The following is an 18,105-nucleotide window of genomic DNA, read 5'->3' as shown; positions in this document are numbered from 1 at the left end:
GCAACTGCCTACCGTTTGTAACAGAGGGGACAAATTAGCGGAGGTTTTTCTCCCTTCGTCTCATAAGCAACGCTCCACCCGCGATAAAGCACAACATGCTCCCCAATGACAATGCCAACAAATCGGTGAAAGTACCGGTATTAACTAAACTATTGCCTCGTTTATTACTAGTTTCTCGTTTATTACTTTCGTTGCCCCCAGTAGATCCTTCTTTGAGCCCCGCTTTTTCTAAAATACTGCCATTGCCGGGACTAGCATTATTTTCACCCTCATTATTAGAGGCACCCGGGTGTGGATCTATCGGCAGTGGCGCCTTATAGGGAGACATCCAGGGAGCCAAGAAACCATAGTCTATTATTCCCGGGAGATCCAGCATCTTAAGAGCAATTTTCACCACTGCTATTTCACTCGCAGTTGACAGATCTATGACAGCAAAACCCGTCTGAGAATAGTCAACCGTCCGTAAGGTCCAATTCCCTTTGCTACCCAACGGTCGGGTGTAGATTGAAACTGAGCTATCTTCTTCCAAAGGTAACTTGACTTTCAAAGTACCTTGCCAAGGAACAGATTCTTTCTCATCGTCTAGCAAATCAACTTGCAGCAGATGTTTAACTTCCAACCTTTGATAAGGATTGTCCTGCAGTTGCCTATTAAGAGAAGCTAGTATCGATTCCGTCTGGGGTAGTTCCTCCGCCATCATCTTGGAGGCTTTACCAGCATTAAGAGCAATAATCTTTCCGACTATTTTGGAAGTTTTATCTTCAAACTGATTTTCCGTATCCGACACAACTTTAATTTCAGGCAACGTGCCATCATCGCGGGTCAAGGATTCCTTAATTTGTTTATTAACCTGGTCATCGCGATAGATTTCCAAGCTTCCTATGGCATTCGGTAAGGCGTATTCATGCAAACCTATTTTCTGGTTTTTATCATAAGGCTTAATCGTACGATTCAAACGAACCATTTCGAGTGGATTGTCGGCAAACGCCCGTCTCCCCACTGTCTGAATTTTTTCGGTGAATACTACTTTCTTTAACGAGTTACCTTCGAAGGAACTTGCCCCAAGTTTTTTCAATTCTGCCCCAAAGATTAAGCTCTCTATTTGGTTTCCTTCAAAAGCAGATTCCGCCACTTCCTGCACTGAATCTGGAATTCTCAACTGACTGAGAGAGTTGCCAATGAAAGCATTATTTTCAATAGACTCTAGACCTTCAGGTAGTTTCAGATGCTCAATTCCCCCGCGATCAAATGCGAAAGGTCGTGCAAAGGCGTTAGGCTTAATTATTTTCACCGACTCCGGTATTTCTACCTGCTTAAGCTTTTCGGCATTTTGGAAGGCCATCGTAGCTATTTCAGTAAACTTAGGATTATTCGGCAATTTCAATAGCGTTAAGCTTTCAGCTTCTTCGAATGCTGCCCTGCCCAGATATTCCACGCTATTAGGTATTTTCAATTCTTTAAGTTTACGACAATAGGCAAAGGCGTTATCCCCGATATGGCGCAAATTATCTGGCAGTTCCAACTGTGTAACACGCAGGTTTTGAAAGGCGCTACTATATATCCGTTCCAGACTACTCGGTAACTTAAGTTCTTTAATTCCTAGGTTATAGAATGCCTCAGAGTTAACTTCAGTAACCCCTTCAGGAATTTGTACTTTAGCTACGTTTTTTATCCCCCAAGTAGGATTCTTGAAAACTCCAGCTCCAATACTAGTGATTTTTACGCCGCCGATTACTTCGGGAATCTCTAGATTTTGCTGTTCAGAGGGCTTTTCTAAGAACTCTTTTAATTTGAGCCACTTAGTAATCATGCCGCGAGAGGGGCTGATTTCCCAGTCGCCAATAGTTAGCAGATCCTTTGGTTTCTGTTCATCGGAGACTAACGCATCAGCTACTGGGGTTAAGCTCACCTCTGAGGCAAATTTGGGCTGAACCGGACTAACAGCTTTATCGTTACGATCGGTTGTACCAAATTCTGCTCTAATCATTGGTACCCCAAAGTAACCACCGCTTATTAAAGGCAGGAATTCCCCAGTGTACAAATAAGCATGTTGAACTGCCCCGGTTTTTGGCCTCACTGAAGAATCCAAAGCCACAGCAGGAGTATTTCCGCTGAGGGAAACTTGTTCTACCGTAATATACAGCTGGCGGTTTCCCGCGATTTTATCTGAAACAAGATTTATTTCATTCCATTTTCCAGGAACTATTTTTATTAGGCGCGGTTTAACCACATCAATTACGCGGCCAAGCGAATTGATTGATTTTACAGATAATCTCATTTGCCCTGCTTGCAGGTAAGGATTATTTCCCGCTCCAAAAATGTGAACTTTTCGCAGCTGAGTATGATCTCCTCCGTTAACATCTATCGCGACTCCTCGTCCTACCTTTGAATGTAAGATCCCTCCGGCTAACGGATTATTATTGTCATAAGCTATCTCCCGGCGACCGACTTGTTTGTCTGTGGGAGGAACTGAATTTTGCAAATTTTCTGTTTCCGGTTCTTCCGCGCCACCAGGTTTTTCTTTTTCAAGAATCACATCTAGTTTGAGATCTTTATCCGGCTGCACCTTGACCGAATGTTTTTGCGTTGCGTATCCTGAATGCCCAATATAGACATCATATGTTCCGGCAGGAATCTTAGGGATACTATATTTTCCGCTTTTTTCATCTGCTAATAGCTTTAACCCTAGCTGCGGTATTTCAATTGCTGCTGCGAGTGCTTCGTATCCCGAAGAATCTTCACCTTTCAGATTCAACTGTAAAACTGTGTGTGGAACGGGATCGGTATTAGTACTCTCTCCTTTCCCATTTAAAAGCAAAGAAAGGTTGTCAATCGACCAACCGTCTCCACTTACTCCCCCCTTATTAAGGCTGAAAGCAAATAAATCGATGGTTTTACCCGCAAATTTTGAAAGATCGACACGCCGCTCTACCCATCCTTCTTGTTTTAGCTCGGTGGGATAGTTAAATAGCCCTTCTGCTTTTTCGCCAGGCGCTTTGGGGACACTAACAGCTTGGAAACCAATTACCCCGCCAGCCCAACTAGCATTTTCTTGGAAGACTAGCTCCACCTTATCGCTGGGTACTACCGTAGTTAGATCAATTCTGGGCAGTTGGAAGGTTGACTGTTCCGCTGTACCCATACCATGCTGATTGGGATTAAGCCCCAAAATTCTTTCTCCGGTGACCGGACGTGGATCTGTCTGCAAATTTACGGTGGATACCCGGAAATCTCCTTCCATATCTATTCCAGTCGATAACTTTTCAAAATCATTAAAGTAGCTACCCGGAAGGATTGCCGCCTGCACCTGCACCGAGGCTTTGGATGTTTCGTAAATTCTATTGCTGGTAGTCTCTACTTGAACTTTAATTTCGTAATTTCCCGGTGCTGTTATTTTTTCCGCAGGTATGGAAATTTCGTAGGATTTTTCATTATTAGCACTGCTTATAGCCAGTTTTTCTCGAGCTATTTCTTCTCCGTCTTTGGTGAGTAATAGAGAAATACTTCTACATTTATTTGGCTCTTGCAGATTGACTAACGCGGGTAGTTTTCGACTTACATACGCCCGTTTAGGTAGCTGTATTATCGCCGGTAGCTTGGTATTTACTGTAGTTGCGGCACTCACCGTACCACTGAGGCTCCCAAGCTTTTCGCCGGCCGGAATTCTTCCTGCTTTTTGTAGAGCTGATTGCACAGCATCATACGCATCTATCACTCCATACCCATACCCATAGTTTGGGGTTTGTGGATATTCATCATCAGTTCCATTACGAGTATTAGATTTCAAAACAGCTTCTAACTCATTTACCGATAGCTGGGGATTAGCTTGTAAAACCAAGGCTGCTAAACCTGATACGTGGGGAGCAGCGCCGCTGGTGCCATCCCAGGAGGCATATTTTCCTCCCGGTAAAGCCGAGCGAATCTGCACGCCAGGAGCAACCAAATCGGGTTTTATTCCAGCATTTTTCCATTGGCTTGGCCCGCGACGGGAAAAGTCTGCCAGTATCCCAGTGTTATTAACGGCTCCCACGCTTAGCACTCCCGGCATAGAACCAGGATTATCTACCGAACCAGGAGCCGCTTTTACTGCCCCGTTATTTCCAGCACTAAAAACATTCAAAATCCCAGCTTCACGAATAGTTTTAGATACTTCTTCCAGCCATGGATCCGCTTTATTACTTCCATCCGACCAGCTTTGATTAATAATCCGAGGGGCTTTCGCGCTGTCCCCTCCCGGCGCAAGCATCCACTGGCACGCCTTGATAATATTGGCGTTACTTCCACCTACCCCATCACGGAAAGCACGGGCAGCAATAAATTTTGCCCCAGGAGCTACTCCGATTCGATTCACTTCAACTGTTTTATTACCCGTTTTACGCGTCTCGGATCCCACCATGATTCCCGCAACGTGAGTCCCATGATTGTCAGTTTTTCCGCTGCCTACAAAATCTATGTAGTTTCCCTTTAAAATAAACTTTCCTGTCTTGGCATCGAAGCCGCGAAAGTGACTGCGCAATGCGGGATGCTGATAATCGACCCCTTGATCAATTAGACCAACAGTAATTCCGGAACCGGTAATGTTTTTTTCTGTCCAAACTTTATTAACACGAATAGCCCGTAAATTGGCTTCTATTTCTTCTTCTGGGTTAATGGCCGCACTACGAGAACTCCCTCCTACGGCTTGACTGGTTTTAGCCGGCACAATCATTTGCGCCATTCTATTTGGGGTAATGCTCACCACCGGTGAGAGCTTTGATAGCCCTTGCAATATTTCTTGTTTACCTACTACCCGGATAGTATTGGCTATCTCTAAAGACTCATATTTTTTAACTTTAGGATTATCAGCTAAGAACGCCTGTGCTGATTTTTGCGCTGCTTGCGCACGCAGCTGTGCTGCTTTTAACGAGATAGCCGCCGGAGAAGCTTGGGAGCCTAACAAGCGTTTGGCTTCCCCCAGCCTTCTATCCGGGACATCATCTTGGAACGTAACTAAAACGTCCACTAATCCATCTTGGTTGGCAGCAATTGTTGAATCTATTTTGTTTTTTGCTTTTATTGTTATCTGCGAGGAACTTTCTAATGCAGATGCCTTAGCGCCATCGATAATCGCCCCTGTAAACACCAGGAAGACTGTCAGCAACAGGGCCAACACTTTCCGTGCGGGGTTAAGTTCTTGTTTCACTACAACTCGCTTAATTTTAGTAAGGACAGACTAACAAAGGTCACCCTAACAAGTTCATTAACATTACTCAAAACTTATTTTCCCGCCTGCACATATCCGCATCAGGATAAATCTCGAAAAGTTCCTATTGTGCGCGCCCGGGGCTTCGACCTCGCCCTCCAGTCCCGCTAAAGGCTAAGTGTAGATAATACCCAGGCTTGAGGTAGCCATGTGGGGCTGCCTGCGAAACACCTATTTTATTTAGGGGCGAGGGCGCGGATTCTTTGGTAGCGGCTATTTCTTTGCTGCCGGCTTTTCTTTCGGCATAAATAGATTTTTCTTATCGACTTTTTCTAGCCTCAGCAGCTGGATTTTTCGCTCCATCCCGGCGCCATAGCCGGTGAGGTTACCGCCCGCGCCGATCACTCGGTGGCAAGGAACAATTATCAGAATCGGATTTGCTCCTACTGCTCCCCCAACCGCCTGCGCCGACATGCGGGGGATTCCTCTCTCCCGCGCGATCCGGGCAGCAATCTCCCCATAGGTAACGGTTTCCCCGAAGGGGATGGTGAGCATAATTTCGCAAACCCTTTGTTGAAAGTCCGAACCCGAGAGCTTTAGCTTTGGGGTAAAGGAGGGCGCGCGTCCTCGAAAATAGGTATCTAACCAACGAGAGGTTTCTTGGAATATCGGCAAAGATTTTTCCGGGCGGCGGTTGCCCGCATGAGCTGCCCCGGCGGCCTGCTGTGATGCTAGACCTAACCCAATCAGCGCACTGCCATCGCTGCGCATGGCAAGCTCGCCCAGCGGGGAATCATAGAACTGGATATAGGTGTCCGTATCCTTCTTCCTCAAAGCCCCTCCTAGATTCCTCGCTTTAACTGCCCGAAAAGTGCTTCATACCGGTCTAAAAAATCTTTTTCTCAAAACCATAAAGGCGCGAAAAGTGCGCACTTAGCGGTTATGTCCTGATTTTGACACAATTATGCGAAAGTATGTCCTTATCTTCGCATCAGGCCATTATCTTTTATTTGGTCTACCGGAGAACCATAGGAGAAAACTCCGGTAAGACCGTCATCGACGCTTCCGTCCACAACCCCTAAGAGGCTTCACTAATAAACAAGCAGTTTCCTACTTATTGTTTTCTTCCATTGCCCTCTTTCTCATAAGGATTCCTAAACCGGTAATCACAAGGCATAACGCAGTTAGCGATAACGGAAGGGTGATTGATTCACCTGTGTTAGGAAGTGCACCAGGATTCTTTACAGAAGCATTTGGAATCTTTTTTTCAGTTACCGAATCAGGCTTCTTCGTGTAAATAGCATATACAGTGATATCACTATTTACGATAGTATCCCCGGTAAATGCTGTCCCCGTACCATCTTCCTTGGTATTCCACTCTTTGAAGGCGTAACCAGCCTTCATTGGATCCTGTGGCATAGATTGGTCAGTCAAGACATCGGTATCGATAGCCTTACCAGTCTCTACCTTTGCGGATGCATAATTCTTCGTGCCATTCATGAAGGTGACCGTACTGTTCGTAACCTTCGCAACGTATTCCACTTGTGGAACTGGGAAATCTACCGCATCGCCGTTCTTACCATTGGCATCCACTGGCTTCAAAGTTGCACTCTCGTTGGTATTAAGTACGTGAGTACCAGCTTGGGTGGGCACGTTCACCAGCTTTTCCTTGTAATTAAGCGTTACCGCCGTTTTTGGATACACCGTCTCGTTGATCTTCAGGATTAGCTTTTCTTTGTTGCCGTCTTGAGCATCTGCCTTCTTGTAGATCAGCTCAAAGCTATAAGTACCGTCTGCCTTTTTACCAAAACCAAAGTGGGCATCGTCTTTACCAAGAGTTGTGTCTGTAATTTTTTCAGCGTTTAAGGTTTCATCAGCAACCTTGAGGCTCAATTCTTTATCGTTATTAACGAAATCGAAATCTTTTCCTACATAGTCGCCAACCGTGGAACCCTTAGATACTTTTTCGAGTACTTCCTTCTTAAGCTGCTCAAAATTGGTATTAAGTTCACCATTATTGGATTTACGCGCGAGGTACTTCAAGAATAGAGAGCCATTAAAATCAGCCTTATTCTTGTAGTACACGTTCATTTGATATCCAGCATTTACCATCTCTTGGAAGACTTCATCAGCTTTGATGAATGCAATATCGATATTCGCTGGAGCGTTATTTTCGATTGGAACTACAATGCCCCTGCTTCCTCCACCTTTTTTACGAGAAAAGAAAGTATAAGCATAGTCATATTGTGCCCAGTTTTTGCTTGTATCTTGCTCTTGTTGGCGATAGAAATCGAGATATTCGCCAAGGTATTTAATACTTGGCTTAGGTTTATCCTTGTTTTCCGGTTTATTTGTATCCCACGGCCAGGCACCACCCATGGCATATGAAAAGATGAAGTTCACATCAGTACCTTCAAACTTCTTCCAATCATTTTTCAGATTGTATTCGCGGCTTTGATACTCCCAAATGCCACCTTGCAAATCTCGCTTATCACCATATTTACTTGGATCTTTTTGTTTCGTCGGATTAAAGGAACGTGTGTAGGCTGTTTTAAAATCATTATTTTTTGAATAAAGGTACGTAGCCCCATCACTAATTAAAATTATATGTTTGTTCTTAGCAGCAACCGTGGCATCTTCATCTAACATTTTCTTCGCTGCCAGAAGACCAGCATGCATATTCGTGCCAAACCCAAGTACAGATGATTTTAATTTCTTCTGTATATCATCATAGTTTTTCACCACATCAGTAAGCTCTTGATGAATTTTGCCGGCGTAATAAAAATTAACAATACCTACTTTGATGTTTAAACCTTTTTCGTCTGCCTGCTGCTTAATATCAGTTAAAAACTGCCGTGCTTGAGCATGTATATCCTTCTCATCACTTGCGCCACTCTTATCCAGCACAAATACTACATCCTGCGCAAGCACATCCTCTTTACCTGGGAATGACAAGGAAATGTTTGTTGTTAACTGACTATCGAGTTTCGTAGCGGTTTTATTGTTTTTCGCTAAAGCTTCATGTTGACCTGTTGCGACGGTATCATCAGCAAACGCCTGCGTAGTGCCATTCATTACGCCAAATGTTACTAATGTGGCTACCAATAGATTCGTTATCTTTTTTACTAATGATTTCATCTTTTTTCTTCTTGTCGAAGGCTAAAAATTTTTTGCTGATTTGAAAAATGTTTAAAACTATTCAACACCACATACCTTCCTATCAGGTATCTAGCATTGCCTATTCTAAAAAGCTATTTATAAATAAGCAGAACTATGCTGTCTGTCTGCCAATGATTGTGTCAGTGTTGTCATGGCGTGTTGATCTTTTCATGATATTTTCTTGAGCTAATCTGGGGTTTGTTCCTATTCTAACCCTCTAACCCCCGCTTCGCCCACAAACCCAATGAAGCACCAAAAAACTTTCGCGCTCAAATTGACACGAGGCACCACGGTATTTTTTAAAAATTTCCAGAAAGCTCATCAAAATTCTAAAAGCCGCTCATAAGCGGTTTGCTTATGAGCGGCTTTTAGTTATTTAGTTATGGGTTTCGCTGGGATTAGCGCTGAGCGCGCCGCCGGCGGCTGATTACAAATAACCCACCGGTAGCTAGCAGCAGCAGCGAGCCATAGAGGGAATACATCCCATTAGCCCCGGTCTTCGACAGGTTCCCGCCTGCTGCTGGGTTCTGCGGCTGCAACTTCCCCTGTTTACCAGGCTTGTCTTTACCCGGAGTAGTCGAGGGAGGAACTGGCTTGTCCTTCCAGAGAGCTTTAACCGTTACATCACCATTAACGGTGATGCTCTCGCCCACCTTGTATGTTTTACCGTCGATTTGCCAGCCATTGAATTCCTTGCCGGCTGGCGGGGCAAAGCCGTTCGCAGGCAGCTTGAAGCTGCCGCCTTTCTTCACCGTTTCCTCGTCCATTTTTCCGGTTCCGCCATTGCCATCGAAAGTAACCTTGTATTCGATGTCTTTCCAGATGGCGGTGACAGTGGTATTACCTTCGACGGTGATCTCGTCACCGACCTGGTATTCCTTCTCGCCTATCTTCCAGCCTTTGAACTCTTTATTCTTAGGAGCTTCGAACTTGCTGGCAGGCAGCTTGAAGCTGCCGCCTTTCTTCACCGTTTCCTCGTCCATTTTTCCGGTTCCGCCATTGCCATCGAAAGTAACCTTGTACTTAGTAATCTTCTTCCAGGTAGCTTTGATAACGGTATCCTTGTCAGGCTTGATGACAGTACCAGGTGCGACCCTCTGGCCATTAACTTTCCAAGTATCAAACTCTTGAGTGTCATCCGGAGCAGTGAAACCGTTAGGCAACACCGTGTACTCACTGCCCTTATCCACAGTTGCAGCAGTCATGCTGCCTCCACCACCGTTACCATCGTAGGTAACGTTAACCTTGATCTTCTTCCAGAGGGCTTTTACTTCGGTGTCCTTGTCAACGGTGATCTCGGTGCCTGGCGCTTTTTCCTGACCGTCGACTTCCCAGGCTTTAAATTCCTGAGTATTATCCGGAGCATTGAAGGTGCTTTCAAGCAGAGTATATTTACTGCCCTTCTTCATAGTCGCAGAATCCATACTGCTACTGCCACCATTAGCTTTATAGGAAACCGTCACCTCGATGTCCTGCCAAATGGCTTTTATAGTGGTGTTTTCCTTAACTCGGATTTTTTCTCCTGCTTTGTGTTCGGTTGTACCGATCTGCCAGGTCTTAAACTTTTCATTCTCTGGAGCCGTAAAAGCATTGGGCAGAATCTCATACTCAGTGCCCTTATTTACGGTCTTGCCTTCCATTTCTCCGGTGCCTTTGTTGGCATCGTAGCTAACAGTGGCAGTTTTGAGCGTCTCGCTGGCCGGATCTGAATCGAGCGGATCGGTGTCACCTTCGAGGCCGCCATTATCCTTTGCGGTTGCCGTGATGGTGGCTCCGACTGCTAAATCCTTAATCTGCAGGGTTACCTTCCCAGATTTCGCATCAACCGTTGCACCATCTGATGTCCACGTGGTCTTACCGGAAGTTTCGTCTACGGTTCGAGTTGCAGTGACGGTTTTTTCCGCTCCTGAAGCATCCTTATAGGTGACGGTGTAGGACGCCAAGTCGGTATCATCACCTGCGTTTTCATAAGCCGGTGGGGTAATAGTTACTTCACCCTTATCCGTATCTACCGCAATCGCCGGAGATTTAGGTGCAATATTTTTCACCAGATCTTTAGCAGGGAATTTAGTGACTTTGGCTCCATCGTTTACTTTATAGGTTCCATCAGGATTTTTTGCATATATCGGATTGCCGTCATTATCCCAATCAGTTTCCACATCATTAGGGCTGATTATTGTAACGTTTCCGTCTTTATCAAACTCGATAAACGCAGGATCGGTTACAAATCCAGTTCCATCGGGAAGTTTAGATACGCCATTTACCGTATTGGCATCTCGAATAGCTTTATCGATGGCTTGTCTATCGGCATCCGTTAATTTGTGAGGATCTCTCACGGCGACTTTGTCGGGGGTTGTTATTACCGGCTCAGACTTCGCGCAAGAACGGAATTTATGTGGCTCTTTGACAACGATACCGAACTCTCTTCCGAGTTTTAAATCGTCAACCTTATCCGTAATTGGGAAAGTAACTTTTTTGCCGTCAATGGATACTGTTTGAGACATCTCTTTTGAGTCAGATTTGTCCACTATACAGCTTCCATTTTGGGAAAAATTCCTGTCCTCTCCATCGGTAAAATGTTTGACAAAACTAAATTTTGTTCCTTGGGCAACTTCTTTAGCAAATGTAACGATAATCTGGCCGTCTGTCACCTGGACTTTTCCTATTATCGGAGCCACAGATGTTTCCGTTACCTGTTTGATTATTACGTCCGGAGCTTCAATTTTTCCGGAGGTTGATCCATCGGTATAGGTCACTTCGTAGTAGGCATGGTCCGTGTAATCGATAGAGAATTTAATTTTGTCAAGGTTAAAGTCGTTCGCAATGTCCGGATTAGCTTTCTTCAGCATTTCAATAGCTTCTGCTTGCTCATCCTTATTTACAAGGTTGGCGTTCGGGTGTTCAATCCAGATTTCTCCAGACGGCATCTTCAGGTCATCTTTATGCTGATCCGCTAAAGTTTTCTTAACTTCCAGAACGACACCTTCAGAAATTTCGCCACCATACTCTTGCTTTACAGTGACTTTATCGCCCTCTGCAAGTTCACTATCTAAAGTAACCGTCCAGTTCTGACTTCTGGTCGTGTGTAGAACTTTAACCGTTTTTTCTTCTTTTCCACCTGCTATACGATCGACGATGACATGAACTGTAAAGTCTAGCTTTTTTTTATTCCTCCCGTTGTATCCCATAGATAATTTTCCAGAAACGGTTTTATCTCCAATAGATACATGATTAACTTTCGGATTTGCGGCAGCACGGACGGGTTGCCCAATAATCTCCGGTCCGATCTCCAGGCCATCACCTGCCTGGGTATTCGCTTTGGCAGGCGCCTTGTTTTCCGGTGCTGCACTGGTTATAAGCTTGGCAGGGGCTGCGGTGTCTACCGGCTGCACATTAGTGCTTGGTTGCTCTGCCGGCGTCCCCTCCTGCAAATCCTCGGCCTGCACCAAGGAAGGAGCCGAGAGCATGAAGCTCAAGGCACAAAATAGGGTGACTACCAGCAGTCTCTTAAGGAAACTGGCAGACCGCTGAATCGCGCCGCCTGATTTCTCTGCTGACAAGGTGCCAGGTTGATTATTGAAGTTAAGCATAGGACCTTCCCGTAACTTGCGGTTACTCATGACTATTGCTTAATAAGCGTATCATTGTGACCGAAAATCCACTAGACACATATTTATCGTTAGTACAGGTAAGAGCAATGCTCATCTAGATTCCCTCTAAGCTACTTGTAGATTGATGGTAACCTCACTACTGCACGACAAGTTCATAGAGTTTTTAGAGGCGGGGAGGGCACTATGCAAGATGCAGAGCAGCTGGTGACCGGGCTGGGGGGAGCCGAGAATATCACCGAGATTGAACCCTGCACCACCTGCCTGCGGGTAGCGGTAAAAGACCCACTAAAGGTAGACGAGGAAGCGTTAACTATTTGCGGAGCCTTTGGGATCGTAAAAATCGATCATACTATTCAGGTAGTAGTGGGACCGGTAGCCGATGAACTAGCTGCCGAAATGGAAAAGCGGCGTTAAAATCACCGACAGTATGTATCCTCTCGAAAACGCCCCTAACGCCCCCAGAACTCCGCCCCTATCCTCCCCCGCTGAGGACCAGGCAAGCCCTACCCCTGGTAGAAACACTTATTTTAAAGGACTACTGCTCGACCTGGACGGCACCCTGATCGACTCTGAACACACTCATCTGGCCGCCTATCGGCGCATGTTTGATGCGAAAGGATGGCGAATAACTGAGGAAGAAATGGAGATTTTCAAAGGCCGTCCCGGCCCGGAAGTCTTCCAAAGTGAACCCGGTCCTTGGAGCGGCCTCGACCCCGAAAAACTGGGTTTAGAAGCCCGCTCTTATGTGGATATTCGCCGCGATCCCCCGCGAATCTTTGCTGGGGCTCGCGAAATCATGCAGCTAAAGATGCCAAAATGTTTAGTCACCTCCGCCTGGAGACAGTGGGCGCAGTTAGCCGCGCGGCTGCTAGATACCCCCGCTAACTTGAAAGTAATTAGCCAAGAAGATATTCGTGCCGGCAAACCCGACCCGGAACCCTACCTGGTGGGAGCAAAAACCCTGGGGCTACCCGCGTCGTCTTGCATCGTCATCGAAGATACCATCAGCGGAGTTATCTCGGCGCGCGAGGCCGGAGCCGGCAGAATCTATGCGGTTACCACCAGCCAAGAGCGAGCAGCGCTAGCAGAAGCAGGAGCCGACCTAGTAACCGATACTTTGCAAGAACTGCTGCCCTACCTCGGCGAAGAAAAAGCCCACTGACTCCCGGCGCACATAGCCGGAATGCCCTAGGCGGGGTGCACTGCTTCCTCTAGCATCTCCAAAAGCTGATTAGCGAACTGGTCAGCGGTAACATCCTCTAAGAACCGAGTGTTTCCCTCTTGATCACGCAAAGGAACACACCAATTCGGGTATTCGAACTCGGTGCCAGGCTGATTCTCAGTGAGCTGTTCTTGCACCGCATCGGCCAGGGTCAGCACCACCAGCTGGGCGGGGGTAGCCGCTACGTAGCGGTACAGGGCGCGAATAATCTCGCCCATATCGCGTTCATCTTCAGCTAGACCTGCGTGTTCAATCAGGGCGCGGCGCACTGCCCCAAAAACCCGCTCCTGATTGGCCTCGGCCTCCTCGCGAGTAGAATCCAAAAGATCCAGAGATTCTCGTATCCGCAGGTCTTCACCAGTAAGATAGCCGGCCACCGGAGGCATATCGTGGGTATTAACCGCCGCCAATTGTTCGCGCCGATAATCTTCCGGCGGCACCAAATGGTCGGGCGCATCAAATTCAAAGAACAGTACCCCGGTACCTAGAATCCCCCGATAGCGCAGGTAGTCGCGTACCCAAGGCTCCACGGTACCCAAATCTTCGCCCACTACCACCAGGTTGTTCCGATATGCTTCTAGCAGCAGCACTCCCACCATCGCTTGATGGTTGTAGCGCACGTAGGTGCCATCTTTAGGCAGCATTCCTTCCGGAATCCACCATAGGCGCAGCAGCCCCATAATATGGTCGATACGCAACGCACCCCCCATTTTGGCGGCCGCCGCTACCGTGCGCCGCAAAGGCTCGTAGGCTTGCTGTTCCAGGCGATCTGGGCGCCAGGGAGGCTGCGTCCAGTTTTGTCCCAACTGGTTATACATATCGGCGGGTGCGCCCACTGAAATCCCCGGTGCATAAACCGCCGGGTCACTCCAGTGGTCGGCGCCCAACTGGTGTACCCCCACCGCCAGATCGTGCATGACCCCAATCTTCATACCCGATTCCACAGCCACCTGGTGAGCCTGCCGCAGCTGCCGGTAGCAAAGCCATTGCAACCATTTGAAAAATTCGGCTCGCTTTCGTAGCTTCTCCCCGCATTTTTCAAACTGGGTAGCATCCGGATTCTGCCACTTTTCGGGCAGCTCTAAACCGTATTTTTCGGTCAAAGCACACCAGGTTGCAAACTGTTCCAAAGCCGGTCCTTGCTCTTCCAAGAACTGCTGATAATCTGCTTCTCGCTCATCTGAGCGCGGAACCTGATAAATAATCTCGAGGGCGGCCAGTTTCTGCTTCCAAGCGGGATCGCGTTTGATTAAATCACCGCTGAAGAAGTGCGCGCCCGAGCCGGAAACTCCCGGATGCTCAGCTGGCATCGCTTCGCTCAGCGACGACTGCGCCTTTTCCCGTAGCTCCGCAATTTTTTTACGTTTCTTATCAGATAGTTCCTGGTATTCCGCAATCGCATCGGGGCGAATATAAATCGGATTCCAGAAGCGACGCGAACAGGGTAAATAAGGAGAGTTTTCTAAGGGGAAGGTAAATTGCGAGGCATGCACCGGGTTAATCAGTAAGAAATCCGCCCCCTTAGAGGCCACCCACTTACAGATGGTAGCTAAATCTGCCGCGTCCCCAATTCCCCAAGAATCTCGCGAAGGATTGGCATAAAACTGACTCATCGCTCCCCAGGCACGTCCCCCGCGCAGGTTAGGCATCCCCAGCCGCGCCGGCGTTACCGCTACCGGACAGGTATAGGGGCGTTCATCCCCCTCGACCTGCGCGGTTAAGCGATGCCAGCCCAAAGGTTGCCCCGGAGGGATATTGAAAGTGGCTTCTCCGGTTAGCACCCCATTGATTTCCCGGGGCGCCACTAGCACATCGAGTTGCGGCAAATCCCAGGACCCGCCCTCCTCAAAATGCATAGTCACGCTTACGGATTTACCGTGCGGAACGTGTACTCGCACCCAATAGTTGTCATCATTGCGAGTAACGATGCATTCGGGAAGTACTCGTCGCCAAGGACGCTCCTCAACCATTTTTAGCGAGGCCGCCACTTGCGCAGGCGTATCGGCATCAATATCCATGGCCCTGAGGACTGCGCGCAGTGTTTCATCGGAAACTATGCGGTGAATCCCGGAATAATCCCAGTAGTCAATCGCGACTCCGTAGGCGCACGCCAGTTCTTGCAACTGATCTTGGCTCTCGCTCATTTGCTATCCCTGTTCCTGTAGCTTGTTTATCTGGGTTTTGTCTCCACTAGGAGCGGCGCAAACGGCGGTGAGTTACCCGATGCGGCCGCGCTGCCTCTGCTCCCAGACGATCAACTTTATTCTTTTCGTAGGATTCGAAGTTGCCCTCGAACCAATACCAGTTCGCGGGATTTTCTTCGGTCCCCTCCCAGGCTAAGATATGAGTCGCTACTCGGTCGAGGAACCAGCGATCGTGGGTAATCACCACGGCACACCCCGGGAACTCCAGCAGCGCATTTTCCAGGCTGGCCAGGGTTTCTACGTCGAGGTCGTTGGTGGGCTCGTCGAGCAGCAACAGGTTTCCGCCCTGTTTTAAAGTAAGCGCCAGGTTCAAACGGTTGCGTTCCCCACCAGAAAGCACCCCGGCCGGTTTTTGCTGATCCGGGCCTTTAAAGCCAAAAGAGGCTACATAGGCACGCGAAGGAATGGTCACTCCCCCCACGTCCAGGAAGTCCAGACCATCCGAAACCACTTCCCACAAGGTCTTATCGGGATCAATCCCGGCGCGGTTCTGGTCCACGTAACTGACTTTGACGGTTTCCCCAATATCGAGGGTGCCTGAATCGAGTTCCTCTAGCCCCACAATTGTCTTGAATAAAGTGGTTTTCCCGACCCCGTTGGGACCAATAATCCCCACGATTCCGTTCGGAGGCAGACTAAAGGAGAGATCCTTGATTAGTTCCCGCTCCCCAAAGCCTTTACACAGGTTTTCGGCGCGCAAAACCACGCTTCCCAGCCGGGGTCCGGGCGGAATCTGGATTTCTTCAAAGTCCAGCTTCTTGGTGCGTTTTGCCTCTGCCTGCATTTCTTCATAGCGCTGCAAACGTGCCTTAGATTTCGCTTGCCGCCCTTTGGCTGAAGAACGCACCCACTGCAGTTCTTCTTTCAACCGCTTCGCTAGTTTCGCGTCCTTGCGCCCCTGGATTTCCAGGCGTTCTCGTTTCTTTTCAAGATAGGTTGAATAGTTGCCTTCGTAAGGATACAGACGCCCACGATCAACTTCCGCGATCCATTCCGCCACATGATCCAAGAAATAACGGTCGTGGGTGATGGCGATGACTGCTCCCTTATAAGAGTGCAGATGCTTTTCTAGCCAGAGGATAGATTCCGCATCCAAATGGTTAGTAGGCTCATCTAGTAACAGCAGGTCAGGGGCTTTTAGCAGCAACTGGCAGAGGGCGACGCGGCGTCGCTCCCCACCAGACAGCACCGACACCGGAGTTTCCGGGGGCGGGCAACGCAAGGCATCCATCGCCTGTTCCAGTTGAGAATCCACGTCCCAGCCATCAGCGGCGTCAATCTCGGTCTGCAGAGTCCCCATTTCTTCCATTAGGGAATCAAAATCGGCATCCGGATCTGCCATTTGCGCGGATATCTCGTTAAAGCGATCAAGTTTGGCTTTTAGCGGGCCTACTCCCTTCTCCACGTTTTCCTTAACCGTGAGATCATCGTCCAATTCTGGCTCCTGCATTAAAATCCCAACGGTGTAGCCGGGAGAAAGCCGCGCCTCCCCATTGGAGGGCTCATCCAAACCCGCCATAATTTTGAGAATCGAGGATTTACCGGCACCGTTAGGGCCGACCATGCCGATTTTGGCTCCCGGAAGGAACGCCATAGTTACATCGTCCAAAATGACCTTGTCACCTAAAGATTTACGGGTGTGGATCATTTGGTAAATAAATTCTGCCACTGCTGCCACTTTCTGCCAGACGGTATTGTTTCTAATACCCAGAATAGTGGAGTTAAAAAGGCAAAGCGAACCCCCGCGCGACTAGGCGGCCTCTCCGCGGAAAGTAGTCTCTAAAATATATTCCCCTTCCGGGTCTAGGGTGCTTTCCGCGGCGCTTTCTTCCGAAGGCGCGGGCAGGTGGTTCCCGGAGGTAGTTCCTGTCCCCGCCGCCAGGATCTCTCCGGTGTTAGGATCAGCGATTACCGGATCGCCCTCAGCTCTAGCAGCTTCCGCCTCTTTGGAAGCTGTTTCCGCGGACTTTGCTGTCGGGGAGGTCTCAAACTCGCCCTCGGGATCAGCCAGGGAGCCCTCCTCTTCTTTACTGGGGGTAGCGAAGTTCCCCCGTTTCGGCAGCGCGCCTACCATCCGCACAAAGTTAGACTCCCCCATAGTCAGGTCATGACCCAAGGAAGAGGCGGTTAACTCTAACCCATAGTGGGTAGCCTGTTCCTTGTCCTGCCATTTAGAGCGGATCAAACGTCCGCAAACAATAATTGGATCCCCCACCCGAATCGAGCGGGAGACATAGTGCGCGCCCCACCCCCAAACTTTTACCCGAACCGCGAGTGATTCCCCTTTTTGCCATTTCCCCTGATTATCTCGAGAAAAGGGGGTGTGCATCACCCGGAAGGTACTGAGCGCCTTTTCGGGTTTAGTCGGGTCGGGACGGTGAAAAGTGGGGGCAGTTGCTACCCAGCCGGTAAAGGTAACCTCAATATTTGCTTTGCTCATGATTCCTCCTAGTGTTGGTTACCTCACCATGTTGCAAAGGCGCCGCGCGATTTTCGAAAAATAAATCTTTGCCACCAGGAAAAAGGAGGATTATCTGCCCCTGGGGACAAGGAATTAGCACCCGAGAGATTTCTCGATAAACTTGAGGAACAACCAGCCCCCGTAGCTCAAAGGATAGAGCAAGGGCCTTCTAATCCCGAGGTTGCAGGTTCGATTCCTGTCGGGGGCGCCAAGTATCGCCTAACATGGGCTTCATTAAGTCCCAGGGCGTAGTATCAAAGACCGAA

At 48.3% G+C, this 18,105-nt stretch carries 9 protein-coding genes and 1 tRNA gene; 3 read left to right on the top strand and 7 right to left on the bottom strand.

Features of this window, described 5'->3' with window-relative positions; all coding sequences use genetic code 11:
* Positions 1-34: 34 nt before the first annotated feature.
* The 4 genes from F605_RS0106620 to F605_RS10285 form a co-directional block, all read right to left on the bottom strand.
* Positions 35-5,149, bottom strand: a complete 5,115-nt coding sequence (locus F605_RS0106620) for a leucine-rich repeat protein (RefSeq protein WP_211209987.1) — start codon at positions 5,147-5,149, stop codon at positions 35-37.
* A 306-nt stretch (positions 5,150-5,455) separates the two neighbouring features.
* Positions 5,456-6,016, bottom strand: a complete 561-nt coding sequence (locus F605_RS11560) for a methylated-DNA--[protein]-cysteine S-methyltransferase (protein ID WP_022865106.1) — start codon at positions 6,014-6,016, stop codon at positions 5,456-5,458.
* A 276-nt stretch (positions 6,017-6,292) separates the two neighbouring features.
* Positions 6,293-8,320, bottom strand: coding sequence for a VWA domain-containing protein (locus F605_RS10290; protein ID WP_022865105.1), 2,028 nt, complete (start codon positions 8,318-8,320; stop codon positions 6,293-6,295).
* Between the two features lie 419 nt (positions 8,321-8,739).
* Entirely contained in the window at positions 8,740-11,931 is a 3,192-nt protein-coding gene (locus tag F605_RS10285) for an InlB B-repeat-containing protein (protein ID WP_156005321.1), read from the bottom strand.
* A gap of 204 nt (positions 11,932-12,135) precedes the next feature.
* Between F605_RS10285 and F605_RS0106600 the strand changes: the two genes are divergently transcribed.
* Entirely contained in the window at positions 12,136-12,366 is a 231-nt protein-coding gene (locus F605_RS0106600) for a PTS sugar transporter subunit IIB (RefSeq protein WP_022865103.1), read from the top strand.
* Positions 12,367-12,379: 13 nt separating this feature from the next.
* Entirely contained in the window at positions 12,380-13,114 is a 735-nt protein-coding gene (locus F605_RS0106595; protein WP_022865102.1) for an HAD family hydrolase, read from the top strand.
* A gap of 26 nt (positions 13,115-13,140) precedes the next feature.
* Here F605_RS0106595 and malQ read toward each other — a convergent pair whose 3' ends face one another.
* The 3 genes from malQ to F605_RS11060 form a co-directional block, all read right to left on the bottom strand.
* The gene (gene malQ, locus F605_RS0106590; protein ID WP_022865101.1) at positions 13,141-15,318 is read right to left on the bottom strand and encodes a 4-alpha-glucanotransferase; all 2,178 of its coding nucleotides are present in this window, start codon (positions 15,316-15,318) and stop codon (positions 13,141-13,143) included.
* Between the two features lie 46 nt (positions 15,319-15,364).
* Entirely contained in the window at positions 15,365-17,047 is a 1,683-nt protein-coding gene (gene ettA, locus F605_RS0106585) for an energy-dependent translational throttle protein EttA (protein ID WP_027723675.1), read from the bottom strand.
* 81 nt (positions 17,048-17,128) lie between these two features.
* Complete coding sequence (locus F605_RS11060) at positions 17,129-17,818, bottom strand: single-stranded DNA-binding protein (protein ID WP_022865099.1); 690 nt, start codon at positions 17,816-17,818, stop codon at positions 17,129-17,131.
* A gap of 156 nt (positions 17,819-17,974) precedes the next feature.
* On the opposite strand from F605_RS11060, the gene F605_RS0106575 reads away from it, so the two are divergent.
* Positions 17,975-18,050 (top strand) — tRNA-Arg (locus F605_RS0106575).
* Positions 18,051-18,105 lie beyond the last annotated feature (55 nt).

This window comes from Varibaculum cambriense DSM 15806 (assembly GCF_000420065.1).
Lineage (GTDB): Bacteria > Actinomycetota > Actinomycetes > Actinomycetales > Actinomycetaceae > Varibaculum > Varibaculum cambriense.
This window is presented reverse-complemented; position numbering and strand designations above follow the sequence as displayed.